Raw genomic sequence first — 23,012 nt, 5'->3', positions numbered from 1 at the left:
TCAGATCGTCTCCTTCGAGGGCGCTGCCCCAGATTTTGGATCAAGCTCGTCGCGCAGCGCATCACCGAGAAGGTTCACGCCGAGCAGGGCAATGGAAATGCAGACCCCAGGCAGCAGCCCGAGCAGCGGGTAGCGCATCAGATGTGCCTTGGCCTCCGACAGGATATTGCCCCAGCTCGGCTCTGGCGGCGGTACGCCCAGTCCGAGAAAACTCAGCGCACTTTCGGCCAGAAGAACCCAGCCAAACATCATGGTGGTCAGTACGATCAGCGGAGCGAGACAATTCGGCAGGATATGGATCAGCAGCGTATAGAGGCGGGAATTGCCCATCACTGTCGACGCTTCGACGAACTCGTTCTGGCTGATCGAGAGCACGGACCCGCGTACCACCCTTGTCACTGCAGGAAGATAGGCGACTGAAAGCGCCATGATCACACCGAACCGGTTTGCCCCGATGACAGCCATAAGGCCAAGCGCGATCAGCAGCCCCGGAAAGGCCATCAGCGCATCGAGGATCATGATCAATAGCCGGTCGAACCAGCCTCGGAAGTAACCCGCTGCCGCTCCGAGCAACGTGCCGAGAATAACCGGAAGGATCAGTGTCGAAAGCCCGATTGAAACCGAAACCCACGCGCCGCGCATCAATCGCGACAGGACGTCGCGGCCGAACATGTCGGTCCCGAACGGATGGGCCATCCCGGGCTCGGCAAAGCGATTCAGCAGATCGGATTTTAGCGGGTCGTACGGGGTCCAGACCGCGCCGAGAAAGGCGGTGAATAAGACGAGGACAAGCATGACAGCCCCGATGAGGCCATTGGGTTTGCCAAGCAGGCGGAACAGGAAAGTCACGTCAGTCGCACCTTGGGGTCAAAGAAGGAATACGCGATGTCGATCAACAGATTTGTCAGGACATAGATCAGCGCGATGAACAGCAGCGCACCCTGCAGGACGGGATAGTCCCGGCCATAAATCGAGTCGACGAGCAGCTTGCCTATACCCGGCAGGGTAAAGACCGTCTCGGTTACCGCCGCGCCCGCCAGCAGGCCCGCCAGCGCGATGCCGACCATCGTCAGCGTCGGCGCAAAGGCATTCGGAAAGACATGCCGCCACAGAACCTGCCGCTCGGGCAATCCCTTCGCCCGGGCGTGGGTGATGTAATCGCGGTTCATCACCTCGAGACTGCCGGCACGCATCATGCGGGTCATCACCGCGATCTCGGACAGGGCCAACGAGGTCACAGGCAGGATAAGGTAAGTCACGCCGAGCCCGAAATCTTGCGACATCGACACGTAGCCCACCGTTGGAAGCCAGCCCAGCATTGCGCCGAATACGACCAGTAGCATCAACCCAACCCAGAAACTCGGCATCGAGAGTTTCAGGATCGTCAGGAAGACGATGGCGTAATCGGTGCGCGAATTGTGCCGGTGCGCCGCCACCAGTCCGGCCGGAATGGCGACAATCAGCGCCGTTGTGATAGCCAGCAACACCACGGTGGCCGTGACGCTGAACCTGTCGAGCAGGAGGGCGCCGACCGACTGACCGGTCAGCACCGAGACACCGAGGTTGCCGGAGAAGATCTCGCGCAGCCACGCGAGGAACTGGATCGGCAGCGGCTGATCCAGCCCCAGTTGCTGGCGCATCATTTGAAGGGTCGACTCGTCGTCGATATTGCCGCCCAGCATCATGATCGCCGGGTCGCCTGGCAAGGCCCGGACGAGGCAGAAAACCATGACGGCGACGATGATCAGCGTCGGAACCGACATCAGCAAACGTCTTGCAACGAAAAGGAACATGGTCGCCGTCTCCTAGCCTGCTCGGATCAATCAGAGACCCGCAGCATCCAACCGCGCAGCACGCCCGCACCCCAGTTCTCGAAGCCCGAGACCCGGTCAGACATGCCAGTGAAAAGCATCCGGTGGCCGAGACCAATGGCCGGAACCTCTTTGTTGAAGCGACGCGAGAGCTCGTCGATGATTTCCTGCAAACGTTCCGGATCGCCGGTTTCGAGTGATTCATAGACAAGCGCGACGGCTTCCGGATCCTGCCACGCCTTGCGCTTGGCCTCGCCGGTGAACATTTCAAAGCTCAGGCCGGCATGGAGCCGTGGCGAAAAGCTGAAAGATTGCATCGTGTAGCCTTCACCGGTGCGGTAGGCTTCCAGCTGGGTGCCCCACTCCACCACTTCGAGTGTTGCATTGAATCCGGCATCGGCCAGCATCGCCTGTGCCATCAGGGCGCGTTCGTAGTAGGCACCATTGCGGCGGGTCGCGATGATCTTGATCTCTTCACCGTCATAGCCAGCCTCTTCCATCAGGGACTTGGCCTGCTCGACGTCATAGGCCGGGTACTCGGCCTGAACCTCGGTAAAGTTCTTCGACATCGGCGGCACCGGCGAAGGCGAAGCCTCACCGAACCCTTCGGTAATCGCGGCCATGATCTGACTGGGATCAATAGCATGCGCCATGGCCTGACGAATCCGCACATCGGCCAGAACCGGATCGTTCGGGTTCAGCAAATAGGTATCCCAAACGGCCGACTGTGTCGCATCGACCTTGAAGCCAGGCGCTTCCTTGAGCTCGGCCGCCGCCATTGCGTCGAGCGCCACGATGTCTAGATCGCCAGCCTGGAGGGCCGTCTTCGCCACCGCGCCTTCACCTACGAAATCAAAATGAAGGGTGTCCACCTCTGCCTGTTTGCCGCCACCGAGGCCGTTCACCGGCTCGTCCCGGCTGACGTAATCAGGGAACCGCTCGAGTTCCACGTAGCGGCCGGGAAGGTGTTCACCCAGAACATAGGGACCCGTGCCGATCGGCTTCTTCCAGCTTCCATCTTCATTCACCGAGTCCGGATGCAGGATACCCATGGAGCCGCAGTCAAACCGCGCCATCGTCGCCAGAAACACGGCATAGGGCCGATCAAGAGTAATTTCGAACGTGTAGTCGTCCACCGCTTTGGCAGAAACGACCTTCAGGCCATTTTCGCCGTTGAAGTAGTTCTTGCAGTGGCTTTCCGACGCTTCCCCGGCCAGCCGGTTCCACGACCACTCTACCTCTTTGGCTGTCATCTCCTCGCCATTGTGAAACTTGACCCCGTGGCGAAGATTGAAGGTGTAGGTCAGGCCGTCCTCGGAAACGTCATAGGTTTCGGCGAGCATCGGGATGATTTCAAAGTTGTCGGCATAGGTCACAAGTCCCTCGACAAACTGCGAGTGAATGATGTCGGTGTTGCCGTCCCGTGTCACTCCGGGGTTGGTGCCGCGGATATCGGCATTCAGTGCCATGTTGACTGTGCTCTCTGCCATGACGCTCCCGCTGGCGGCGCAGCCGATCGCCGTTGCTGCGAGGAGTCTCGCGATACCGAATTTGTTCATAGTCATGCTATTTTCCCTGTTGTTTAATTGATTGAGGTTTGAAGCGTGCCGCGCGACCAGAGCTACGAGAGACTGAAGACGGTTGTTTCGCTGTGAGCGTAGGGCAGTTGCCGAATGCGCATTTCACCAGCACCAGCATTCATCAGAACCATGGCGACCGTCGCGGAGAGATAGGCATTGGTTTCGCCTTCGTTCCCCTGAGGCGAGCGTATGATCCCCCTTGGCGCACCAAATCTGTCATCCAGAGCTTCGGCCAGCGTATCGAGCGTGTGTTTCGACGCGCCTTTTTCGATCAAGCCCCGCAGTCGACGATCCCGGAACAAAGTGTCAGCCCCGCGGGCGATCCCGAGGTCCATCTCGCGTACACGGGCGGCCGGGCTGGTAAAGTGGTTGGCGTGGGTGATGCAGCCGCCTTCTGGCGCCTGCCAGTAAATTCGGTCGGGCGTGGTCTCGAAATTCAGGCAATCGCCGCTTTTTGCGCAGCTCACTGTCATGTTGTTCGAGACGGTGCGCGGCAATAGATAGAGTTCCGTCAACGCTTTTGAATATCCCCCCGCCTCTAGCACGCGGCGGCGGATGACAGACAGCGGCACGCCAAACGGGGCTGTCCCGTCCTGTGCGCAGACGAGGTTGTTGCCGGTGATCGCAACCCCTTCCGAATTGAAACCCGCCCTTGCAAGGCCACCTGCCTCGACAAAGGTCAGTACGTCAGGACCGTCGTCGCGCCGGATCTTCAAGACTACGGTGCTCTCGGCGCAATCCGGTAGCCAGTCCCAGTTCTGAACATGCAGAAGCTGTCCGTTCTCGCTCATTTCGGGCAGGACCACGGCCGATGTGCAGCCATCGTCGAGCTTTGAGGTATCCTTTGGGCGTTGTGCGTGGAGATTGATAATCTCACTACGGCCATTGATGACCAGCACCTCTTCAAGCTGCACGCCCGCGCCTTCGGCGATGCCGGCGAGTTCGTCCATCGCCTCCGGCACTCGTTTGGCAAGGCTTTCGCGCAGCTCTGCCGCATAGGACAGAACGCTATCCCAGCCCAGACGATGCTCCTCAAAAAGCTTGCGATATACACCAAGCCCGTGACGCAGCTGGGTGTCTGCTGCGCGGCCATAGGCGCGTCCCCGTTCAAGCGGCGGGCCTTCGAGCTCGATCAATTTTGGTACGATAGCCATCAGCGCACACCCGGTGTGGGAAGCTTGTCTTGCAGCACGTCGGTGAAAAAGCGTTCGACATAAGGGAACACACCTCGCATGTCATGCGGCACCCCCGGCGCAATGTCGTGCCATACATCGACGCCCCGCAACTCGAGCGATTCACGCAGGCTGTGCAGACGCTCATTGCGGTCTTTCCCGGCACTATTCGCCCCGGGGATGTATCTCGGCGAATCCTCGGGGAAGGTGATCTCCCAGCTCTCGAGATCCTGTGCGCCGACAGACATATGGACCTTGACCTGCTTCAGTGCGTCAAAGTTGATGCCCCGTCCGAACACTTCTGCAAAGTTGCGGATGCCTGGCCACCAATCCATCGTTTCATCCAATAGCGTGACTGAGCCAGGTGCGCCGATCGAGGCCGCCTTGAGCCGGTCGGGATGCAGATAGAGAAAGCGGTGGGTAAAGTGCCCGCCGCCGGAAAAACCGAAAAGCATGAATTTTTCAAATTGCCGGGTCAGTAGATCGCCCGCCTCCTTGACCATGGCCAGCAGAACCTTGTCATAGCGGATATCGCCTTCAATCATGTATTTGTACCCGCCCGACTCCATGTCGCCCAGAACTCCGACAGGAAAAAGCGGAGCGAGGATCGCGCAGTTGTTGAACCGGCCAAAACCCGAAAAAGCATCGCGGTAAAGAGATTGAAGCCGCATCGTCCCGTGCACTGCGACAAGCAGATCCAAGTCCCTCTCAGGCTCGTCCCAAGCGCTTTCGGGAATGTAGAGGGTATAGCAAAAGCGTGGATCCGCCTTGCAGGCAATGATCGTGGTATCCCCGGTCAGGTAAAGCGATCTCAATCGTTCCTTGGGGCTATCCCCTACTCTTGGCAGCATTCGCTATGGTCTCCAGTCGTCATTTCAAGCCGACCTTAGGGGCCTGGCTTTGTGGCGTCAAAATATTTTTACAAATTGGCGCCAATTTTGTAGAGCATATTGAAAGCGGAGCCTTTCCTGCGTAAAATAACCGCATAACAGCCGGAAACGCCTTCATGACCGCTACACAGCAAGAGACGATACCCGCCAGACAATCCTTGGATGAGATCTCGCAGCAGATTATTACCGATATAAACAAGGGCGCTCTCGGCCCAGGTGAGTGGCTGAAGCAGATCGACATGGAGAAGCGCTATGGGTGCACCCGGATCAAGGTCCGCGATGCGCTGACCAACCTGCACTCCAAACGTTTGGTCGAACATATCCCGAATCGGGGCTACCGCGTTCCCATGCCCGACCCGGTACGTTTGAAACAGGTTGGCGAGGTGCGCGCGATACTTGAATGTCAAGCTGCGGCCGATGTCATTGAATTCGCCACCGACGCGGACATCGCCGAGTTGCGCGGCTACGCCGAAGCCTTCAAAAACGCCGCCTATCACGGATCCTCTTTTGCCCAGATCGAGGCAAATCAAGCGTTTCATTTCAAATTCTACAGCTTTTGCCGCAACGATGTGCTGCGCGAACTGATGCTGGATCTCCGCCAACGTGGCCCAGCCGCACCCGTCGGCCAATGGCAGACGATGCACCAGCTTCAGCAGGCCACGCAAGGCCACTTCGAGCTGGTTGATGCCATCGAAAAGCGTGACCTTACGCTGCTGAGGTCTGCGATCACCGACCATATCAGCGGCAATCGCGCCGCGTCCGCAGAGCCCGAAATTGAATGACCATACATCCAGACCTGCAACGCCTGCTCGAACGCAACCGCGCGGCCGGCGGCCCAGCCCTGCAGGATATGACCCTGCCCGATGCCCGCGACGCCATGCGCGCCATGTTCGTCGGCAACGGCTACCCGGTCGTGCACCCGGCGCGGGTTGAGACACTCTCGCCAACGGGTGTCCATTTCACCGTGACCATCTACCGCCCGGAGCATTCAGAGGGGCCGCTGCCTGCGATAATGTACTTTCACGGCGGCGGCTATGTGCTGGGCGACGCAGAAACATATGACAACCACTCCCGCGCTCTGGCCCATCTGCTGGAGGCGGCGGTTGTTTTCGTCGGTTATCGACTTGCGCCCGAACACCCCTTCCCCGCTGCGGTCGAAGATGCCCAGGACGCAATCGAATGGCTCGGGAGCGCAGCCAAAGACCTTGCAATTGACCCGGCGCGGATGGCGGTCATGGGGGAAAGCGCCGGTGGCAATCTCGCGGTCAATGCCGCCCTTCACGCAGGTCGAACAGGCGCACTGGAACTGCGCGGTGCAACGCTGATTTACCCGGTAACCGATGCCCGCCCATTCGCCGCCGAGCCCGGGCCGGAAATCTATCGCTCCGTTGAGCAATATGGCAAAGGCACCAATCTCGAACATGACGAAATGCAGTGGTTCGTGGCAAACTACCTGCAAGAAGCCGCCGACATCGACCGCCCTGAAAATGTTCTGGAACATCAACCAGACTTGCATCTGATGCCGCCCACTAGGATCATTACCGCCGAATGCGATCCGCTGCGCGACATGGGCATGCGTTTTGCCATGACTCTGACCGAGGCCGGTGTAGAATCGCAGGCCGAATGCCTGCCCGGAATGCTGCACAGCTTTATGTGCCATGGCGGTATCTCAGGCCGGGCTCTTCGCCACTTTTTCCGCATTGTCGAAATGCTGGCAGGTGATCTGGGAAAATAGCCGCAGGACCAGCTGCACTTCAATCAGAAAAGAAGCGACGTGTGCATGACCCAAAATTATTCGACTGCCAGTGAACTCAAGCTCATGGAGGGTTTTCCGCCCCCGCCGGAGCAGCAGGTAACACTCGAAAACGGCTTCTGGACTGCCCCCTACAACCGCTGGGCCTATCAGAACATGCGCAGGCTGATGCCAACTGCGCCTATTCGGTGCCCGGCCGAACCGATACCGCTCAAGATCGCGCATGACACGAGGGTCGAAACCCTGGCCGTGCGTCGACCTGACGACAGCCTCGCCAATTTTGCCAGCTTCCTGCACGAAACCTTTACAGACAGCCTTGTCGTCGTATCGGGTGAGACGATCGTACACGAAAGCTATCTGAACGGCATGACCGCTCGGACGCCACACCAGATGATGTCTTGCACAAAATCGCTGGCGGGACTTTTCGCGCTGCTCGCGATCGACGGAGAACGGGCGAGTGAAGGGGACACGATTGCCTCTCTCCTTCCCGACGCAGGTTTGGAGCCGGGCGTGGCCAGTGCGACTCTCGGACAGGTTCTCGATATGACGAACTCGATCCGTTTCAACGAAGATTATGCTGACCCTACGTCGCATATCCACGATTATGCCCGCGTCACCGGCATCGGACCGCGCGAGAAAGAGCGTCCAATAGCGAAGACCATCCAGGACTATCTCTGCACGCTGACTACCGAAGAAGAAGTGGCACACGGGCAAATCTTTCACTACCAGAGTCCAAAGACGGACCTGTTGAATTGGGTCACCTCGCGCCTCACCGGCAAGAGCTTTTCCCAACTCGCAGAAGACCTGTTATGGCACCCTTTGGGCGCCGACGGCGAAGCATACATGCTGCTTGATCCTGCCGGCACCGAGGTCGCCGCAGGTGGGCTGAACGCCACGCCGCACGACCTTGCCCGCTTTGGCGCGATGGTCTCGGCACGCGGCCGATGGAATGACAAGCAGCTGATCCGGGTGTCAATCATCGATAACATTTGCAGGGGTGGATCGCGCGAGGCGTTTCTGTCAGGGCCGGATGCCTCTCCCGAACTGGACAACGAGAGCTGGAGCTACCGCGCGCAATGGTGGGTGCGCCACACGCCCGGACGACAGGCGATTACGGCTCAAGGTATCTATGGCCAATGGATCTATTGCGATACGGAGCGCCATATTGCCATCATCAAACAGAGCTCCACTCCTGTTGCGTCGGACGCGGATTACGACCGCTACATTCTGAGTGCGTTCGACGGGATTATCGAGGCTCTTTCTTCTGACTCAGCAGGATAACCTGCCTTGGGAAAATACTCTGTATTTAGAAATCTCGGCATATCGAAACGTGACTCCAAATCGCTCTGGCGATGCTCCGTCGGAGGATAGTGAAAGCCTTTCAGTCGCGACGTGTGGGTCGGAATGATCCCTAAAGTGGATCGGTCAAGTTCGACCAAATATTAAAAGCACCATCTTATAGCCCAGGCCAGGGGCTCAGTCACTTAATGCGACTCAACCGAGCGATCTGGATACGCGACCGATACCATGAAACTCGCGATTTTCTCTAACGCGGCCTTCCAGGCGGCGATCTGGTCTGCGGTGGCGCCTGCCTGCGTCAAGGTCTCTATCAGGGCTGTGCAAACAACCCCGTAGTGTCTAGCTTCGGCACCGTATCCGACGTGACGCCGGGCAAGCGATGACAGAACGGGTTCGAGATTTTGCCACTCTCCGATCGCGTCCACAACCAGCGCGAGTGTTGCCGAGAGTTTGCGTCCCTGATCGTCCAAATTGTCGGGGAAGAGGCGACGGAGTTCCGGATTCGCTTCGAAAAGCAGAAGATAGAACCGGGCTGCAACAGCCTCGGGGGCGCCCCGGAAAATTGCTCCACTTTCTTTTAGCGCTTCGATTTGAGTTTTATCAAAAGACATTTAGACGATCCGATTCTGTCTTGTTGGATCAGACTAATCCCATTCCGTATCTGTCCAATGTCAGCTCTGTTTAGGTGTCAAATACGATCAATGGCTGAATAAACGCGGCTTAGCTCAAGCCAAGCAAGCCGGACAATGATACAATTGATACAATTATCGTCTGCAAAGAAACAGTTCTGACGTGAAACGGACGCATTGAGGGGTAGCAAGCGAAAGAAAGAAATCATGTCCAAGTCGACTACGCAGCATGCGGTAAGCGATATGACGCGAAGAGAGCAGCAAACTGCCTCCGAAAACTGCTTCAGCGACGCGTTCGAGGCGCTCGACGATGCGGCCATTCTTTTCGACACGGGCTGGCGCTGCGTGGCGACGAACGGCCGGTATCGTCGCACCTTCCATGCAACAAGCGCCGGGCCGTCGGCCGGCTACCGGTTTGAAGATACAATGCGCCTGTTATTTGACGGTGGCGGTGCCGCGATCATGTCAGGTTTCGACCTTCCTGGTATGATCGACAAGTCTGCAAATGCCATCCGAAGTTACCGGCGAGGTTTCGACGTTCCCATGACCGACGGTCGGATATTGATCGGCAGCGCCAATCCGACGCCTCGCGGCGGCTGTCTCGTCACGTTTCGTGACCGTCACCCGGAAATCATGGGCGAATTGCAGGCGCTCGGGCTTTTGGGGCAGGCTTTTGAAAGCGCGGACATGGGGATGATCATTCTGGACGCGTCGCTGACGGTACAGATGGCAAACTCCGCCTGGAGTGACCTGCTGGGTCCGGTCCGGTCGGGCATGTCCGGGACGGAATATGCAACTGGTCTGATCCAGAATGGTCTTCTCGAGGTCCCGACAGGTCAGACTGTCGATGAGATGGTCCAAGCTCTGTTTGCCATGGCGCAGCAGCAAACCATTACGATTGATGGAAAAACACCGGACGGGCGCAAGCTCTTGATGCAAAGCTTCCGTACGCCGACGGGCGGCATCATGGGGACCGCGATCGATGTAACCCAATTGCGATCGGAGGAAGCCCGCATAAATGACGCGCTGGGTGAAATCGTGGAGTCCCTGGAAGAAGGCGTCGCTCTTTACGATGCAGACCTGCGGCTGCGCATGTCGAACGAGGCGTTGCACCGGCTGGTGCATGATGGACATCCGCGTATGCCGCACGGCACGCACATGTCCGAACACTGTGCCTACGTTTACGATATTGGCCAGCTTGCACTGCCCGAGGGCGTCAGAGTCGATGATTTTACGGCCCAGATGAAAGATGCTACCCGCTCTTTTGCCCGTGATATGCCGATGCAACGGACGGATGGACGGCATCTGGAGTTCTCGAGCCATCCGACGCCTATGGGCGGCTACCTTATCGCACTGCGCGACGTCACAGAAAGGAAGCGGGCCGAAATCGCGGAGCGTGAGGCGGACGCCCGTGTGCGCACGATTGTGGAGTCCTTGGGAGAAGGCGTTGCGCTTTACGACTCCGAACGTCGGCTCTTGATGAACAACCCCGCATTCCGGAGGTTGTTGATGGACGATCGTGACCTCTCGGCCCCAGGAACAACCCTCGACGACGAGGTTCTGGCTTGTATCCGCGCAGGTCAGATTTCAGTCCCCGCAGATAAAAGTGAAAAAGATGTAATGGACTGGATCAGGACATGTATTGAGGAAGGCCGGATCGGGGTCGAATTGCCCATGGCGGACGGACGGGTTCTGGAGGCCTCGAATTTCCGGTCTCCCGATGGCGGGTATGTTATCGCCATGCGGGACATTACCATCCGCAAGCGTGCCGAAGAGAGCACCCGCGAGACCGACAGGCTTGTTCGTACGATCGTCAATGCCAGCCCGGCCACGTTGATGGTCAGCCGTGTCGATGATGGCAGGGTGATCTTTGCACCGCGTGCCACGCTCGAACAGGCGAACGGGCTGGACATGACGCGCGACATTTCCGATCCGGAGATACGGAAACGGTATCTTGAGGCGCTGCTCCCGACCGGAGAGCTGAGGGATTGGCCTGTGCGGTTCCACCGCGCCGATGGATCCGCGATTGACTGCCTCACCTCTGCCCGGGTGATCGAGTTCCGTGGGGAGCGTCTGATCGTTTCCTCAAGCCTTGACGTGACCGAGCGACTGGCGCTTCAGGCCGAGCTTGAACGACAGCGCGAGGTTGCACATCAGAACGAGAAACTTCTGGCATTAGGTGAACTCTTGGCGGGCGTGGCGCATGAGTTGAACAATCCGCTTTCGATTGTTGTGGGCCATACAATGATGTTGGCGGACGAGGTGGACACGCCTGCATTGAAACGTCGGGTCGACAAGATCTCTTCCGCGGCACAGCGCAGCGGACGCATCGTGAAAATGTTTCTCGCCATGGCGCGGCAACGTCCAGCGCGGGTCGAAAATTGCGATCTCAACGAATTGGTGCGTGTGGCGCTCGACATCTCTGCCTATGGGCTGCGAGCAGCCGGTGTGAAGGTTACGCTTGATCTCGACGCCGGGCTGCCCGAAATCGGTGTCGATTCCGATCAGATTGCACAAGTTGTGTCAAATTTGATCATGAACGCCGAACAGGCTCTTGCCGGTTGCAAGAATGCGCGGCTTTCCATCGTCACCTCGGCAAGTCCCGAAACCGTTGAGATCCGCGTGGCTGACAGTGGTCCCGGTGTCCCTGAAGCCCTGCGCTCGCGCGTATTCGAACCTTTCTTCACGACCAAGGAAGTAGGCGTGGGCACCGGCGTCGGCCTCGCTTTCTGCCATCGTATTGTTACCGCGCATGGCGGGCGGCTCACGCTGCATAATGGGCCAGAGGGTGGTGCGATCTTTACAGTAGCCCTTCCAATCCGGCCCGGTGGTGAATCGGCGAATGATGCGCCGAAAACGGAGAGGCAACAGCGTGCTCACATACTGGTCATCGACGACGAACCAGAGGTCGGCGAATTGCTCGGTGAGGTGCTGAGTCAGGCCGGACACAGGGTAACGTTGTGTACGGACGCGACACGGGCGCTTGAACAATGTCAGCGGACCAAGTTTGACGCGATACTGAGTGACATCAAAATGCCGGGCATGGACGGCCGCGCTTTTCTGGTTGCTCTGGGAGAAACAGCGCCACTGCTGGTTCACCGCGTTGCATTCCTGACCGGAGACTCGATGAGTCAGGACGTCGACACGTTTCTGACCGCTTCGGGTCGACCATATGCTGAAAAACCATTGCCGCCGGTGGAAATACTCGCGCTGGTCGACAATCTGCTAGAGGAGGCGGGCCGGTGAGCACTCCACGCATCGTGATCTGCGACGACGAACCGGATCTTCGCGAGATGGTCGGAGAATATCTGAGTGCTCGTGCCTTTAATGTGGAAATGGTGGGCGATGTCCGATCCCTCAAGACAGCGGTCGACGCGGCGCCGGTGGATCTCGTGATCCTCGATGTCCGGATGCCTGGAGAAGACGGGCTGAGCGCCCTGCGCAGCCTGCGCGCCGAGAGTGATCTGCCTATCGTTATGCTAACAGCCGCCGACGGAGTGATCGACCGAATCCTGGGGCTAGAGATGGGAGCCGACGATTATGTTGGCAAACCGGTGGACTTGCGCGAACTCGAAGCTCGGATCAAAGCCGTTCTCCGGCGCCGCGCTTCCTCTGTGGTATCTGTCGCGGAAGAGAAACAGATTCATCGCTTTGGCCCCTGGACGCTGGATCTGGACGCCGCGCGCTTGTCAGGAGAGCATGGGGACGTCACCATCACGGCAATGGAATTTGCTTTGCTGAAAGTGTTTGCTGAAAATCGCGGCCGCGTCTTATCCCGAGACCAGCTGCTCGACCTGGCGCATCATCGTGGATGGGAGCCGTTCGACCGCTCCATCGACCTGCGCATTTCGCGCCTGCGCCGGAAGATAGAGTCTAACCCGGCCAAGCCCCGCTATATCAAGACCGTACGTGGTCTGGGCTACGTCTTCTCGGATGATGCGCAAAGCGGCGGGCCGAAACGTACCGCCTATTAACCATTGTCTGCCTGATCGTTCTTCACGGTCGCAATCCCGCACTTCCGGCATCTGACGTATAGCGCGACGCCAAGCCATTATGGCGGTGGAAGGGTATAACCCCCGCACCCTCAATCAATTGGAAGGCCGACAAGGGCGTGACTCCGGCCTTGGCCGGTGTGGTCATTTTATGGCCCTGATACCAGCTGCATACATTGCGGTTACGAATGATACCCGAAACCGCCTTCTGCAACGCCAAGCTGAAACACGAGCCATTTAACTCCCTTGGTTATCGCATCGAGGGATGGTCCCCGGCGTACAACTGAAAGGCACAAGGCATGCGACATCGGACTTTCTATCGACTGCGATAAGCGTCTGTTTTCCAAGCCTGGATTCTCAAACCCTGAATTTCACCCCATAGGGCCGTGCGGCTGAGACGCTGGTCGGTCAATCCAAAAGGAACACTAAAATGTCATATGACAAAACGATTTATGGCAGTCACTTTGCGAACGATTTCTTGCTTGAGCAGAAGCTGAAAGAAACTGATCACGGCCCGGCCGCCATCAACGTAAGAATTCTCGGTCTCAACGGCGACGATCAGATTATTGCCGATGACGGCGCTTATCCCAAATTCTATGAAGCAACCGCGATGGTGACAGGCCAGGATCTTTTCGATGGCGGAGCGGGCACCGATATGGTCAGCTACGCCTTTTCAAAGATGCACGTCGTTGCGGATCTCGGCACTGGATGGGCTGAACGACCGGACAACGGAAAAGCATACATCGGTGGGGGCAACTATCAGACCCTCGATCGCGATCACCTGGAAAACATCGAGGACCTCTTCGGCACCGCTTTCAACGACTTCCTATATGGAGATGAAAACGCCAACGAGATCTTTGGTTACAAGGGCAACGACTTGATCCAGGGGCGTGGCGGCAACGACACGCTGGACGGTGGTGAAGGAGACGACAAGATCGACGGCGGCACTGGAAATGATTTTATCGACGGCGGCGATGACAACGACCAGATCTATGGCAGCTACGGCCTGGATACGCTGCTGGGCGGTGACGGTGACGATCTCATCAAGGGCGGCGACGGCAACGACAATATCTCGGGCGGCGAGGGTCATGATGAAATTCATGGCGGCAACCAGAACGATATCATTGATGGTAACAAAGGCGCCGACACCGTTTTCGGTGATCATGGAAACGATATCATCAACGGTGGCGATGGCAACGATGTCATCAAAGGCGGCGATGGCGATGACACCATTGACGGTGGGAACCACGCCGACGACCTGCGCGGCGACGATGGTGACGACGAGATCCGCGGTGGCGGCGGCGGCGACGAAATTCACGGCGGCAATCATAACGACCTGCTTTACGGCGATGTCGGCCATGACCAGATCTGGGGCGATGACGGCGGGGATGAAATTCATGGAGGTACTGGCAATGATTACATCCACGGCGGTGACGGTAACGATCACCTCTACGGCGAAGAGGGTATCAACATCATCCATGGCGGGGAAGGAAACGACTATATCGAAGTAGGCGAGTCCGGAACAGCGACGGGTGGAATCGGAGAGGATGCCTTGGTCGGAGGAGACTACGCCAACATAATGTCGGGTGACGAGGGCAACGATTTTGTCTTAGGCATGGGGGGCGACGACCTTCTGAAAGGCGGCCAGGGCAATGACTACATTGATGGCGGGTCTGGTAACGATACCGCGATCTATGACGACACGATTATGATCAACGGAAACGCCTTCAGCGTCGAGGTCTCGCTCAAGAACGACGGCACCGGAACCGCAACCGGCGCATGGGGAACCGACTCGCTGATCTCGATAGAGAATATCGAGACCGGCAACGGCGACGATACGCTGATCGGGAATGCTGGCGCCAACCGACTTGACGGTGGTGACGGCGACGATTTCATCAATGGCTCGGTCGGCGCGGATACACTGCTCGGCGGTGATGGCGAAGATACCATCTGGGGCGGCCATCACAATGACACGATAGAGGGTGGTAATGGGAACGATGACCTTGATGGCGGCGCCGGAAATGACACGATATCGGGTGGCGACGGTGACGACACGACCTTCGGCGCCAATGGTGACGACATAATTCTCGGCGGCGACGGAGAAGACCAGCTGCGGGGCGGTGATGGCAACGATATTCTGACCGGCGGCGCTGACGCGGACTCTTTCCTGTTTCTCGGCATCGACGACGGCATCGATACCATCACCGACTTCGCGATTGGCGAGGACATTCTGGCGATCCAGAACATCCTTGCAGATCCTGTGCCGGCCGGTGGATCCTATGTTGGAAAGGTCGCCGCGTTCCAGACATGGGATGGTGAGGGGGACGTCGTCCTGTCCGCGCATACAAACTCCGGATGGAAAGCGTTCGCCAAACTTGAAGACCTTGATGTCGACGACGTCATCGACGCGATCCAGTCAGGGGCGCTTTTCGAGGGGGGCCATTTTAATGGACCCGGTGACGAGCTTCCGCTGAATGGCGACCAATCGCTTGGCGGGGGCTTTGGACAAGAGCCAAACGCCAAGAGGACTGCAGCCGATCCTGTGGAATTCGCGACCCTGGAGGAGGATATGCCCGCCGAATTGGCGACATTCTTCGACTGCCACATGTTTTAGATAGCCGGTCGAAACAGGATCGAAAGGGCCGCCGGATCTGGCGGCCCTTTCTGCGTTCCGGTCTGCCTGACTTCCAATCGCAAGCAGGCCGTCTCAGTTGGTCCGGATTGAGTGCTCTGCAAGATAGCTTTGTTGCTTGTCGAGATACGTATGTTTGTTGGGACGAACCCCAATGCGATTTACACCGGGTCCGGAAGCGACGTGATCGTCGACTGTCGTGGATGTGCGCACCGGAATCCTTCGCTTGGAATACAACCCCCGCCCGTGACGAATGTCACATCGGGTCGTCAATCAAGTGTTCGCGCGGCACTGTAACGTTGACTGACGCCGGGCGCATTTGTGCATATTTTCTCCCGTATAGGGGCCTGAAGTTGAGCGAACTCGCGCCACGCTCTAGGGCACCGAAACGCAGCTCGCGGAAATCTGCAGACGTCATCTCGCGGCGGGGCCAGTGGAACAGGGCGTCGATCGACGCGAACCGTTGCAGACGCGGGAGACTTGAAACGCGTCACAACCCGCTCACGCCTTCGGACCCGCGGGCGGAAACTCGCGGTGCAATTGATCAGCCCCTTGTGTGAGCGATGCTTATACCCCGGCATGATCTCGCGCTTCGCGGCCGGATATTGCCGAAGCTAGTCGGTAATCAGGGCACGGGTAAGATGACCCTCTCGTGTCTGGAGCTGGCGCATCAACCGCATAGCAACTTTCCCGGCGCGGCGGCTCCGGACCAGAACATCAAGCACGAACACCTCCTGATCGAGCGCGCGCCAGAGCCAGTGTTTTTAAGCCCCTATTGAGACCGTGACCTATTCAAGATGCCACTTGTCGCCAAGCTGACCGGCCAAGCGGCGCCGGGCCGGCCTCGCAAAAAAGCCCCCGCTTCACGGCCCAGGTCTGCACCGTCTGGTGCGAGACGACGATGCCGCGCTCCTCAAGCAGATTCTCGACCATCCGCGGACTACTGGGGAGGCGGAAGCACAACCACACGACATGAGCGATCACGTCGGATGGAAAGCGGTGGGGACGATAGGATTTGGCCGTGGGCAAGGCACCAAATGCCACAGCGCAAACGAACATAATTAACTTGAAAGAACCCTCTCAAGCAAACGCACACAACTTGGCCCTCCCTGTCGGCGTGCCAGAACGGGCCTTCACCCAAATCATAGGTTCAATCGTCGTAGAAGATGGTCAGGTCATGGCCGCGTCATAGGCCGCGACGATCCGCGCAGCATTCTCCGCGACCTCCGCAACCGTGTCTCCCGGACGATAGAGCGCCGTGCCCACGCCAAAGCCCGAGATCCCCGCCTCTGCCCAATCGGAGAAATTCTCTGGGGTCGCGCCACCAACGGCCAGCACCTTTGTATCGGGTGGCAAAACCGCCCGTATCGCCGCCAGTCCAGAGGGGCCAATCAGAGACCCCGGGAACAGCTTGATCGCATCGGCGCCTGCACGCAGCGCGCTGAAACATTCGCTTGGTGTCATCGCGCCGGGGCACGAGATCATGCCCTGTCGCTTGGCCTCGCCGATCACGGCGGCGTTAGTGTCAGGGGAAACTATGAGTCTGCCGCCCGCTTTTGCCACGGCCAGCACCTGCGCGGGGTCCAGCACCGTTCCCGCCCCGATCCTGGCCTCTTTGCCGAAGGCCTGCGCCAGCCGGGCGATGCTGTCCAGTGGGTCAGGCGAATTCAGCGGCACTTCGATCTGGGTAATCCCTGCAGCGACCAGCGCTTCGCAGATCTGCTCGACCTCGGAGGGGTTTACGCCGCGCAGGATGGCAATGATCTCTCTCATTGGGCGTCCTCTCTCAACGTTTCAAAGGCTGCGCAGAGGCCGGCAAGGGTCAGCTCGCCCGCCTCAAACCTCTCGGCGTCACGTCCAGCCGCCTTCAGCGCCCGGTGATAGAGGTCTGCGAGCGTGGCATCCCCGATCAGGGCCACGGGCTGATCCTGCCAAATGGGCCGCATGGAGGCGACCTCCTGTCCGATGAGCACCGCCGAGAGCCGGGCGCGCACTGCACCGGGAGCGACCTTTTCGAGAAGACCCGCGGCGCGTAGACTGAACAGGTCAGCAGCCAGCGCGGACTGTGATCGCACGGCCCGGTTCACGGCCTCATCGAATGCGGCTTCGTCCCACCCGTCGTCGAGCAGTCCGGCAAGGGTCGAGCGCGTGCCAAGCAGGTCGAACAGTTCCCCTGTCATGGCGGTGCGGAAAGATTGCACACGGCCCTCTGCAACACGCACCCATTTGGTGTGGGTACCGGGCAGGCAGATCACGCCATCAAAGCCAGGATTTGCCTTTAGAAAACCCGCGATTTGAGTTTCCTCGCCCCTCATCACGTCGGGCGGCGTGGATTGGCTGAGGCCGGGGATGATACTGACATGCAGCCGAGGGTCGCCAGTCTTGATACGCTCTGGCCGAGCGATGGGAACACAGGGTACAGCCGCGTAAGAGACCTCCTGCCAGCCAGTCCTCGCCCCGGCCATGCCGCATATAAGAATCTCCACGGGGCCGACCTCTGGCAACAGCCCTACCGCCGCACGCAGGAAGGTCGGTTCGAAGGCGTCCGGTGTCAGATGGCGCATGCCTTCGTCTGAGGCCGCGGACCCCGTGACCTCTCCGCCTACGTTCAGCGCCCAGATGCGCAAACGCGAGGTGCCCCAATCCGCTGCGATCCAGCCGGTCATACAGCGACCCGTGCCGTGGTCACGCGCAGAAGCCCCTTTTGCAGCAGGATGAAGGCCAGTAGCAGTAGGCCGATGATGATCTTGGTCCACCAGCTCGAGAGCGAGCCGTCAAAGACGATATAGGTCTGGATCAGCCCCATGGTCAGCACCCCGATTAGCGTGCCAAACACAAACCCCGCCCCGCCGGTCAGCAGCGTGCCCCCGATCACTACCGCAGCGATAGCGGTCAATTCGGTGCCCACGGTGGCCAGCGGATAGCCTGAGCTCGTGTAGACTGAAAACACGATGCCCGAGAGTCCGGCCATCAACCCCGAAAACGCGTAGATCAAAATGGTCGTGCGCCCGACCTTTACGCCCATCAGGCGTGCGGTGGCTTCTCCTCCGCCCAGGGCGAAGACCGATGCGCCAAAGCGGGTACGGTGTGCAACGATAATGCCGAAGAAAACAGTAATCAGCATGAGAACGCCGATCAGGGTCAGCCGCCCCTTGCCGGGCATCAGATAATAGGCATCATCCAGCAAGTCATAGAACGCATGGTCGATTGGCACGGAGTCAATCGTGAGCATGTAGGCCACCCCGCGTGCCAGGAACATCCCCGCCAGTGTTACGATGAAGGGGGGCATTGCGAGCGAATGGATCAGCCAGCCCATTGCCGCGCCGAAACCGGTGGTGATCACAAGAAGCACGGCGAAGACGCTGATAGGATGAAGGCCCGTATCGCGCAGCATCACAGCGATGAAGACACCGGAAAATGCGATGACCGAGCCGACCGAAAGATCGATGCCGCCCGACAGGATCACAACCGTCATACCCACCGCCACGATCCCAAGATAGGCGTTGTCGGTCAGCAGGTTTCCGGCGACACGGGTCGACAGCATGTAGGGGAATTGCGTAACGCAGATCACCCAGGCCAGCAGAAAGATCGCGATGGTCGCGGCCAGGGGGTAGAGCCGTGGATTCATTGCCCTGTCTCCTTAGCAGAGGCCATGGCAGTTTCGCGGCGTGACTGTGCGGCGCGACGCAGCGCGTACCAGTGATGGCTCAGGTTCGGGCTTTGCAGCACCAGGATGATCAGCACGAGGCCCGCCTTGATGACGAGATTGTATTCCGATGGGAAACCCGCCAGCAGGATGCCGGTGTCGATGGTCTGGATGATCAGCGCTCCGAGCAGCGAGGCCGCGATGGAAAAACGGCCGCCCATCAGGGAGTTGCCACCTATCACCACCGCGAGGATCGCGTCCAGTTCCAGCCAAAGGCCGGCATTGTTGGCATCTGCCCCGCGAATATCGGCGGTGGCTACGATCCCTGCCAGCGCCGCGCAGAGGCCGGACGCCACATAGACCGCGATTAGTAGTACCGTCGCATTGACCCCCGCAAGGGCCGATGCGGCGCGGTTCACCCCCACGGCCTCAATCAGCATACCAAGCGCGGAACCGCGCATCAGAAAGGCCACGCCTGCGGCGGTCAGTACCCAGAGCAGCGCTGGGGCAGGAATGCCGAGCACATCGCCGGAGCCGAAAAATGCCATGCCCTCATGCGAAAAGGTCAGGATGCGCCCTTCGGTCACAAGCTGCGCGATGCCTCTGCCCGATGTCATCAGGATCAACGTGGCCACAATCGGCTGGATGCCGAAGATGGCCACAAGCGTGCCGTTCCACAGTCCGGCCGCGACCCCGGCGAGCAGCGCCAGTCCCAGCGCGCCGCCCAGCCCATAGCCCTGAGTGATCGACCAGGCGGCGACCGCGCCGGTGATGGCCATGGTGGTTCCCACGCTAAGGTCGATGCCGCGCGTGGCGATGACCAGCGTCATGCCGACAGCAAGCAAGCCAACCGGCGCGCCGCGCTTCAAAATGTCCATGGTCGTACCCACAAGGCGACCGTTAACCACCTCGATCCGCAGGAAGTCAGGGAAGAAGACTGTGACCAGTGCCACAAGCGCGGCCAGCGTGAGCAGTTGCGGTGTGACGCGGCGCAGCGCGTTCATGCGAGCACCTCCGTCATGTCGCGATCCGGCGCGGCAATGGCGCGGACGATGGTGTCCGTGGTGATCTCGGAACCCGTAAGCTCGGCCACATGGCGCCGGTCGCGCACGACGATGACCCGGTCGGCCACGGCGATCAACTCGTCCAACTCCGACGAAATAATAAGGATTGACATACCCTCGGCGGTGACCTGCTTGATCAAGCGCAGAATCTCGGCATGGGCACCGACATCGATGCCGCGCGTCGGCTCATCCAGGATCAGGAAACGCGGGTTCATGGCCAGCCAACGGGCCAGAACAACCTTTTGCTGGTTGCCGCCCGACAAATCTCCGACCGGCTGTTCCGGACCGGAGGTGCGGATGTCGAGCTTTTCGATGTAGGCCTCGGCAAGGCGCAACTGCTCGGCCCGGGGAATTGGACGCGCCCAACCGCGGCGAGCCTGCATGGCAAGCGCAATATTTTCAGGGACAGAGAGATCCGCGATAATGCCGTCCTCCTTGCGCTCTTCCGGCGCAAATCCAAAGCCTGCAGCGATAGCCTTGCGCGGCGAAGAGAGATCGAGCACCCCATTAGCATCGCGCGCCGCGCCGTTCTGGGCCGCTGCGAGGCCGAACATCAGCTCAGCGCTTTCAGTACGGCCCGAGCCAAGAAGACCGGCGAGGCCAAGAACCTCACCTTCGCCGACGCTCAGATCGAAAGGATCGATATGTCCGCGACGGCCAAAGCCGTCGAATTTCAGTAGCTCGGGCCATTCACCGCCCGCCTTATGCGTCTTGGCATGGCCGACCACATCATCCTTCAGCGCGTGGCCCAGCATATGCTCGATCAGCTGCACTCTGTCGAGATCGGCGGTACGTTCGGTAATGACGTTCTGACCATTGCGCAGGACGGTGACGCGGTCGGTCAGATCAAAGACCTGATCGAGAAAATGAGACACGAACACAATCCCCAGCCCCTTGTCGCGCAGGTCCCGGACCACCGCGAAAAGCGTCTCGACCTCGCGCGCGTCAAGGCTCGCGGTCGGTTCGTCCAGGATCAAAACTTTGCCGGAAAGCGCGACGGCCCGGGCGATGGCAATGATCTGGCGAATAGCTACGGAATAGGTCGAAAGGTCGCGCGACACGTCGATATCCAGCTTGTAGCCTTCGAGCATCTTCTCGGCTTGGCGCAGTTGCGCGCGCCGATCGACCATACCAAAACGCAGGGGTTCATTGCCGAAGGTCAGGTTCTGCGCCACCGTGAGGTTGGTCAAGAGGTTGACCTCCTGATAGACGGTGCCGATGCCCAGTTCCTGCGCCTCTGAGGTCGAGCTGGGCGAGATCTTTTCTCCCTCCAGCATAATCACACCTGCGTCGCGCACAAAGGCCCCGGTTAGGCATTTGATCAAGGTCGACTTGCCCGCACCGTTCTCACCCAACAAGGCGTGGACCTCGCCAGCGGCGAGCTCAAAGTCGACCCCATCCAACGCCTTGGTGCCGGGAAAGGTCTTGGTTAGGGATCTTATTGTAAGCAGCATTCTGCACCCGGAATTTCAAATCTGGCCGCATCTGTTGAAAACATCGGCGCAGTGGTACCGGAGGCGGTTGCTCCGCCTCCGATCATCAAGTCGAAATCAGTAACCCAGGCCCTTGCGGCGCTCATACTCGCCCGCCGGGTCGTCATCTTGCGTGTAGAGCTTGGATTCAGTCTGGATGAACTTCTCCGGTTCCGTTCCATCTGTCAGATAGGCGTCGAGCGCGTCAAATGCGGGACCTGCCATGTTCGGCGTCAACTCGACCGTAGCGTTGGCTTCGCCCGCCGCCATGGCCTGAAATATGTCCGGCACAGCGTCGATGGAAACGATCAGGATATCTTCGCCCGGCTTAAGTCCCGCTTCCTTGATGGCCTGGATCGCGCCCACGGCCATGTCGTCGTTATGCGCGTAAAGCGCACAGATATCCTTGCCGCCATTCTCAGCCTGCAAGAAGCTCTCCATCACCTCCTTGCCCTGCGCGCGGGTAAAATCGCCGGTCTGAGAGCGGACGATTTCAACATTGTCGGCCCCTTCGATACCCTTTTCGAATCCGGTCTTGCGGTCGATTGCGGGGGAAGACCCGGTTGTGCCCTGAAGTTCGACGACGCGGCATTCTTCACCCGAAACTGCGTCCACCAGCCATTTACCGGCCACTTCGCCCTCATGCACAAGGTCGGACCCGACGGCAGTCAGGTAGAGCGACTTGTCGCTGTCGACCTGACGGTCCAGCAGCACGACGGGGATCTCGGCTTCCTTGGCTTCTTCCAGCACCGAATCCCATCCAGTCGCAACGACCGGGGCGAGCAGGATCGCGTCTACGCCTTGCGCAATAAAGGACCGGATCGCAGCGATCTGGTTTTCCTGCTTCTGCTGCGCATCCGAGAACTTCAAATCGATCCCGCGTTCTTCGGCTTGCTGCTTGGTTAGGGTCGTCTCGGCCGCGCGCCAGCCCGACTCCGAGCCGATCTGTGAAAAGCCGACGGTCTGCGCCAGTGCGGCAGAGGCGCTAAAAGCCAGAAATGCCGTTGTGGTCAGTAGATGTTTCATAATTTCCTCCCTAGAATGAAGGACCCATTTCCTCCCTGGGTCCTGT

At 59.1% G+C, this 23,012-nt stretch carries 18 protein-coding genes and 1 pseudogene; 6 read left to right on the top strand and 13 right to left on the bottom strand.

Annotated features, from left to right (window positions below; translation table 11 throughout):
• The 5 genes from MF268_RS19140 to MF268_RS19120 are packed head-to-tail and all read right to left on the bottom strand — an operon-like array spanning position 1 to position 5,414.
• A complete protein-coding gene (locus MF268_RS19140) occupies positions 1-849 on the bottom strand; it encodes an ABC transporter permease (protein ID WP_238372460.1) in 849 nt (282 codons plus the stop codon).
• Positions 846-1,793, bottom strand: a complete 948-nt coding sequence (locus MF268_RS19135) for an ABC transporter permease (protein ID WP_238372459.1) — start codon at positions 1,791-1,793, stop codon at positions 846-848. Before MF268_RS19135 ends, MF268_RS19140 begins: the two co-directional genes overlap by 4 nt.
• Before the next feature lie 26 nt (positions 1,794-1,819).
• On the bottom strand, positions 1,820-3,376 hold the full coding sequence (locus tag MF268_RS19130) for an ABC transporter substrate-binding protein (RefSeq protein WP_238372458.1): 1,557 nt from the start codon (positions 3,374-3,376) through the stop codon (positions 1,820-1,822).
• Positions 3,377-3,432: 56 nt separating this feature from the next.
• The gene (locus MF268_RS19125) at positions 3,433-4,545 is read right to left on the bottom strand and encodes a C45 family autoproteolytic acyltransferase/hydrolase (RefSeq protein ID WP_238372457.1); all 1,113 of its coding nucleotides are present in this window, start codon (positions 4,543-4,545) and stop codon (positions 3,433-3,435) included.
• Entirely contained in the window at positions 4,545-5,414 is an 870-nt protein-coding gene (locus MF268_RS19120) for an alpha/beta hydrolase (protein WP_238372456.1), read from the bottom strand. Before MF268_RS19120 ends, MF268_RS19125 begins: the two co-directional genes overlap by 1 nt.
• 155 nt (positions 5,415-5,569) lie before the next feature.
• Between MF268_RS19120 and MF268_RS19115 the strand changes: the two genes are divergently transcribed.
• The 3 genes from MF268_RS19115 to MF268_RS19105 are packed head-to-tail and all read left to right on the top strand — an operon-like array spanning position 5,570 to position 8,487.
• Positions 5,570-6,235: a GntR family transcriptional regulator gene (locus MF268_RS19115; protein ID WP_238372455.1), complete on the top strand. Its 666-nt coding sequence runs from the start codon at positions 5,570-5,572 to the stop codon at positions 6,233-6,235.
• The gene (locus MF268_RS19110; protein ID WP_238372454.1) at positions 6,232-7,188 is read left to right on the top strand and encodes an alpha/beta hydrolase; all 957 of its coding nucleotides are present in this window, start codon (positions 6,232-6,234) and stop codon (positions 7,186-7,188) included. The genes MF268_RS19115 and MF268_RS19110 overlap by 4 nt, the downstream gene beginning before the upstream one ends.
• A 45-nt stretch (positions 7,189-7,233) precedes the next feature.
• Positions 7,234-8,487 (top strand): serine hydrolase domain-containing protein, encoded by a 1,254-nt coding sequence (locus MF268_RS19105; RefSeq protein WP_238372453.1) that lies wholly within the window; start codon positions 7,234-7,236, stop codon positions 8,485-8,487.
• 203 nt (positions 8,488-8,690) lie between these two features.
• Here MF268_RS19105 and MF268_RS19100 read toward each other — a convergent pair whose 3' ends face one another.
• A complete protein-coding gene (locus MF268_RS19100) occupies positions 8,691-9,116 on the bottom strand; it encodes a globin domain-containing protein (protein ID WP_238372452.1) in 426 nt (141 codons plus the stop codon).
• Positions 9,117-9,341: 225 nt separating this feature from the next.
• On the opposite strand from MF268_RS19100, the gene MF268_RS19095 reads away from it, so the two are divergent.
• The 3 genes from MF268_RS19095 to MF268_RS19080 all read left to right on the top strand — a co-directional run bounded on the left by MF268_RS19095 (position 9,342) and on the right by MF268_RS19080 (position 15,740).
• Positions 9,342-12,380, top strand: a complete 3,039-nt coding sequence (locus MF268_RS19095) for a PAS-domain containing protein (RefSeq protein ID WP_238372451.1) — start codon at positions 9,342-9,344, stop codon at positions 12,378-12,380.
• Positions 12,377-13,108 (top strand): response regulator, encoded by a 732-nt coding sequence (locus MF268_RS25430; protein ID WP_238372450.1) that lies wholly within the window; start codon positions 12,377-12,379, stop codon positions 13,106-13,108. The genes MF268_RS19095 and MF268_RS25430 overlap by 4 nt, the downstream gene beginning before the upstream one ends.
• A 448-nt stretch (positions 13,109-13,556) precedes the next feature.
• Entirely contained in the window at positions 13,557-15,740 is a 2,184-nt protein-coding gene (locus MF268_RS19080) for a calcium-binding protein (protein ID WP_273545080.1), read from the top strand.
• Between the two features lie 406 nt (positions 15,741-16,146).
• Here the strand turns inward: MF268_RS19080 and MF268_RS19075 are convergent.
• From MF268_RS19075 to ytfQ, 7 genes and pseudogenes are all read right to left on the bottom strand, one after another.
• Positions 16,147-16,817, bottom strand: a pseudogene (locus MF268_RS19075) (IS6 family transposase); the annotation flags it as partial.
• Positions 16,818-16,928: 111 nt separating this feature from the next.
• Positions 16,929-17,531, bottom strand: coding sequence for a 2-dehydro-3-deoxy-6-phosphogalactonate aldolase (locus MF268_RS19070; protein ID WP_238372449.1), 603 nt, complete (start codon positions 17,529-17,531; stop codon positions 16,929-16,931).
• On the bottom strand, positions 17,528-18,424 hold the full coding sequence (locus MF268_RS19065; protein ID WP_238372448.1) for a 2-dehydro-3-deoxygalactonokinase: 897 nt from the start codon (positions 18,422-18,424) through the stop codon (positions 17,528-17,530). The genes MF268_RS19070 and MF268_RS19065 overlap by 4 nt, the downstream gene beginning before the upstream one ends.
• Entirely contained in the window at positions 18,421-19,386 is a 966-nt protein-coding gene (yjfF, locus tag MF268_RS19060; RefSeq protein WP_238372447.1) for a galactofuranose ABC transporter, permease protein YjfF, read from the bottom strand. The genes MF268_RS19065 and yjfF overlap by 4 nt, the downstream gene beginning before the upstream one ends.
• On the bottom strand, positions 19,383-20,408 hold the full coding sequence (locus MF268_RS19055) for an ABC transporter permease (protein WP_238372446.1): 1,026 nt from the start codon (positions 20,406-20,408) through the stop codon (positions 19,383-19,385). Before MF268_RS19055 ends, yjfF begins: the two co-directional genes overlap by 4 nt.
• Positions 20,405-21,922 (bottom strand): sugar ABC transporter ATP-binding protein, encoded by a 1,518-nt coding sequence (locus MF268_RS19050; RefSeq protein ID WP_238372445.1) that lies wholly within the window; start codon positions 21,920-21,922, stop codon positions 20,405-20,407. Before MF268_RS19050 ends, MF268_RS19055 begins: the two co-directional genes overlap by 4 nt.
• Before the next feature lie 96 nt (positions 21,923-22,018).
• Complete coding sequence (ytfQ, locus tag MF268_RS19045; RefSeq protein WP_238372444.1) at positions 22,019-22,966, bottom strand: galactofuranose ABC transporter, galactofuranose-binding protein YtfQ; 948 nt, start codon at positions 22,964-22,966, stop codon at positions 22,019-22,021.
• Positions 22,967-23,012: the final 46 nt, after the last annotated feature.

Origin of the sequence: Heliomarina baculiformis (assembly GCF_019966545.1) — a bacterium.
Classification (GTDB): Bacteria; Pseudomonadota; Alphaproteobacteria; order Rhodobacterales; family Rhodobacteraceae; genus Heliomarina; species Heliomarina baculiformis.
Note: the sequence above shows the minus strand (reverse complement) of the source record. Positions and strands in the feature narration are given on the sequence as shown.

What these genes read in the sequence shown, in the direction of transcription:
- MF268_RS19135 (WP_238372459.1), bottom strand. Translation starts at nt 1,793, where the DNA reads ATGTTCCTTTTCGTTGCAAGACGTTTGCTGATGTCGGTTCCGACGCTG.
- MF268_RS19130 (WP_238372458.1), bottom strand. Translation starts at nt 3,376, where the DNA reads ATGACTATGAACAAATTCGGTATCGCGAGACTCCTCGCAGCAACGGCG.
- MF268_RS19125 (WP_238372457.1), bottom strand. Translation starts at nt 4,545, where the DNA reads ATGGCTATCGTACCAAAATTGATCGAGCTCGAAGGCCCGCCGCTTGAA.
- MF268_RS19120 (WP_238372456.1), bottom strand. Translation starts at nt 5,414, where the DNA reads ATGCTGCCAAGAGTAGGGGATAGCCCCAAGGAACGATTGAGATCGCTT.
- MF268_RS19115 (WP_238372455.1), top strand. Translation starts at nt 5,570, where the DNA reads ATGACCGCTACACAGCAAGAGACGATACCCGCCAGACAATCCTTGGAT.
- MF268_RS19110 (WP_238372454.1), top strand. Translation starts at nt 6,232, where the DNA reads ATGACCATACATCCAGACCTGCAACGCCTGCTCGAACGCAACCGCGCG.
- MF268_RS19105 (WP_238372453.1), top strand. Translation starts at nt 7,234, where the DNA reads ATGACCCAAAATTATTCGACTGCCAGTGAACTCAAGCTCATGGAGGGT.
- MF268_RS19100 (WP_238372452.1), bottom strand. Translation starts at nt 9,116, where the DNA reads ATGTCTTTTGATAAAACTCAAATCGAAGCGCTAAAAGAAAGTGGAGCA.
- MF268_RS19095 (WP_238372451.1), top strand. Translation starts at nt 9,342, where the DNA reads ATGTCCAAGTCGACTACGCAGCATGCGGTAAGCGATATGACGCGAAGA.
- MF268_RS19080 (WP_273545080.1), top strand. Translation starts at nt 13,557, where the DNA reads ATGTCATATGACAAAACGATTTATGGCAGTCACTTTGCGAACGATTTC.
- MF268_RS19070 (WP_238372449.1), bottom strand. Translation starts at nt 17,531, where the DNA reads ATGAGAGAGATCATTGCCATCCTGCGCGGCGTAAACCCCTCCGAGGTC.
- MF268_RS19065 (WP_238372448.1), bottom strand. Translation starts at nt 18,424, where the DNA reads ATGACCGGCTGGATCGCAGCGGATTGGGGCACCTCGCGTTTGCGCATC.
- yjfF (WP_238372447.1), bottom strand. Translation starts at nt 19,386, where the DNA reads ATGAATCCACGGCTCTACCCCCTGGCCGCGACCATCGCGATCTTTCTG.
- MF268_RS19055 (WP_238372446.1), bottom strand. Translation starts at nt 20,408, where the DNA reads ATGAACGCGCTGCGCCGCGTCACACCGCAACTGCTCACGCTGGCCGCG.
- MF268_RS19050 (WP_238372445.1), bottom strand. Translation starts at nt 21,922, where the DNA reads ATGCTGCTTACAATAAGATCCCTAACCAAGACCTTTCCCGGCACCAAG.
- ytfQ (WP_238372444.1), bottom strand. Translation starts at nt 22,966, where the DNA reads ATGAAACATCTACTGACCACAACGGCATTTCTGGCTTTTAGCGCCTCT.